Raw genomic sequence first — 898 nt, 5'->3', positions numbered from 1 at the left:
ACACCGATCTAGTCTTGTCCCAACTGCCACTACTCGATCGCGTGAAGGAGCAGTCCAATCTGCCTATGACTGAAGTTGCAACACAGAATAATTCTGTGGCAGGACTGATCGAGCGTCATCAAGTGACACACCTGCAATGCACTCCATCAATGGCGGGTTTGTTAATTGCCGATACTGCTACCCGCGCCGCTATGAAACAGTTACGTCAGATGATGGTTGGCGGCGAAGCTTTGACCGAAGCCTTGGCGCTCCAACTCCAGCAGATCGTGGCGGGACAAGTTCACAATATGTACGGTCCTACAGAAACTGCCATTTGGTCGGCAACTCATACGCTGACGCAAGTAAATGGAATCGTTCCCGTCGGTCGTCCGATCGCTAACACTGAGCTGTATATTTTAGATCGGAACGGACAACCTGTTCCCGTGGGAGTTGCAGGCGAACTGCTGATTGGGGGCGAAGGTGTGACTCGCGGTTATCTGAATCGACCGGAGTTAACTCAAGAGCGGTTTATTCCCCATCCTTTGAGCCAAAATCCGGCAGACCGTCTCTACCGCACAGGAGATTTGGTACGCTACCGCAGAGATGGCAATGTAGAATTCCTCGGTCGTATCGACTTTCAAGTGAAAGTGCGGGGCTATCGCATCGAATTAGGCGAAATTGAGACAATTTTAAGTCGTCACGAGGCAGTTCGAGAAGCAGCGATCGTGGTTCGCGAAGATGTACCGGGTGACAAGCGCCTAGTTGCCTACGTGTTACCACAGCCAGGACAACAGCCTGCTAACTCACAGTTGCGAGAATACTTACTCGCTCGATTGCCCGAATACATGGTTCCCTCCAACTTTGTCGTGCTAGAGGCTTTTCCCCTCACGCCAAACAATAAGGTCGATCGCAAGGCACT

The 898-nt window shown here is 51.6% G+C and carries 1 protein-coding gene; it reads left to right on the top strand.

Annotated elements, in window-relative coordinates; genetic code table 11:
- The coding region (locus DSM107010_RS37850; protein WP_148125956.1) for an amino acid adenylation domain-containing protein at positions 1-898 on the top strand (898 nt) is incomplete at both ends.

This window comes from Chroococcidiopsis cubana SAG 39.79 (assembly GCF_003991895.1).
Lineage (GTDB): Bacteria > Cyanobacteriota > Cyanobacteriia > Cyanobacteriales > Chroococcidiopsidaceae > Chroococcidiopsis > Chroococcidiopsis thermalis.
The sequence above is the reverse complement of the archived record's forward strand: the minus strand, read 5'-3'. Positions and strand labels throughout refer to the sequence as shown.